The 1,624-nt window shown below is 35.5% G+C and carries 2 protein-coding genes; both read right to left on the bottom strand.

Features of this window, described 5'->3' with window-relative positions; genetic code table 11:
• Window positions 1-80: 80 nt before the first annotated feature.
• On the bottom strand, window positions 81-1,052 hold the full coding sequence (locus tag KQI22_RS13650; RefSeq protein WP_216553419.1) for an IS3 family transposase: 972 nt from the start codon (window positions 1,050-1,052) through the stop codon (window positions 81-83).
• 2 nt (window positions 1,053-1,054) lie between these two features.
• Window positions 1,055-1,471 carry an HTH domain-containing protein gene (locus KQI22_RS13645; protein ID WP_216553416.1) on the bottom strand — a complete coding sequence of 139 codons (417 nt, stop codon included), beginning with the start codon at window positions 1,469-1,471 and terminating at the stop codon, window positions 1,055-1,057.
• Window positions 1,472-1,624: the final 153 nt, after the last annotated feature.

Raw genomic sequence — 1,624 nt, 5'->3', positions numbered from 1 at the left:
TAAAATGTACCCCTTGTCAAGGACAAATTAAGAAGAAGGGATTTTCTTTTTCTAACCAGTAGATGGCTATATCGTTTTGTCTAATTACCTTCTTCATGATCCATATCCGCAGAGGGAATTCTTCCCTTAATTGGATATATGCCTGTTATTATGTATTGATAGTATTCATTGGGAGAGAGTCTGGCTAATCCCCACTGATACCTGTCGTTATTATAATAATCCATCCAATCATCAATAATATTAAGAATCTCACTGTATGTTGAGCATTTCTTTATTCTTCCGCCTATATGATCCTTCATGCGGCCAAAAAAACTTTCCTGTGGTGCGTTATCCCAACAGTTTCCTCTCCTGGACATTGACTGTCTCAATCCTTTGTCTTTAACAAGCTGTATAAAGCTACAACTGGTGTAGTGACAACCCTGATCACTATGAATAATAGTTTCTGTTATAAGAGAAACTCCATGCTTTTCTATCATCAGATTGACTGTTTCCAGAACAAAGTCTACTTCTAATGATTCACTTAACACATACGATAAAATCTGTTTTGTAAATGCATCCATAATCGTTGATAGATAACAGAAGCGTCCATTAAATGGAATATATGTAATGTCCGTAAGCAATATCTTTCTCGGTCCATACTTTTCAAATTCGCGCTTCACAAGATTATCGGCAACGTTATTTGTCTTTATTGCTTTTGCCATTCTTCTGTAAGGATTCGCTTTCCTAACGTTACATATAAGACCGTATTTTTTCATCAACCTTCTTATTTTCTTAACGTTCATGACTATTGGCGGATCCATATGCAGAAGTCTCATATAGATGCCCTGTGCCCCTTTATCATACCCCCTGAAGCTGTATGCTTCTAATATCAGTTCAAAGTCAGCTCTGTCTTGTAGTTCCTTTTCGTTTCTTTTATCTGCTGAATGAACCCAGTTGTAATAGCCTGATCTCGATACTCTTGCTATTTCACAGAGCATCTTAACTGACAGTGTATTATTCGCTTTACTAATCGTCTCATGGATGATTTCAAATTTGTTTTCTGAAGTCTCCATGGCTAATCTTTCTTTCTGGAATTGTCCGCAATAATAATTTTTTTTAAAAATTCCACTTCCTGCCTCAAATATAGCAGTTCATTCTGCATACGTTCTATAGATTGAGGTGAAGCCAGTTCCTCGTCTGGAGCTGCTTTCATCGAAACTCGTCTTTGTCTGTTTTCACCTTCAGTAAATCCATTACCTGACAAAGCTTGCTTCTTTATATGTTGTACAAGAGAATCTATTTGTTTCTGTCCAAATATGTTAAGATCAAATCCAAAGTCCGTAAGGATTTTTCGTGGTGTATTTCCAGCTTGATAGTTGACCCAAAAATCCTCTTTAAATTTGGCAGTATAGTATAACTTATGTTTAGTCACTTTGAATACATAAGGATTTTTTTCAAGTTGTTTAATTTGTTTTTCTGTATACTCTTTCATATTTCCTCCAGTAGATGTTTTTATTATACATCATCTACCAGAAGAAATCCCCTTCTTTTACTGTCCATAATCCAGGTTTTTATCCCTTTTTCTTATGTCCATTTTTAAGGAACCCTTCTTCTTATTGCGTCCACTTTATTGGGTATATTTTAC

This window comes from Kineothrix sp. MSJ-39, assembly GCF_018917935.1.
In the GTDB taxonomy this organism is placed as follows: domain Bacteria; phylum Bacillota; class Clostridia; order Lachnospirales; family Lachnospiraceae; genus CAG-194.
The sequence above is the reverse complement of the archived record's forward strand: the minus strand, read 5'-3'. Positions and strand labels throughout refer to the sequence as shown.

Excerpts from the sequence above, each read along its gene's own strand:
- KQI22_RS13650 (WP_216553419.1), bottom strand. The coding sequence starts at position 1,052 with ATGGAGACTTCAGAAAACAAATTTGAAATCATCCATGAGACGATTAGT.
- KQI22_RS13645 (WP_216553416.1), bottom strand. The coding sequence starts at position 1,471 with ATGAAAGAGTATACAGAAAAACAAATTAAACAACTTGAAAAAAATCCT.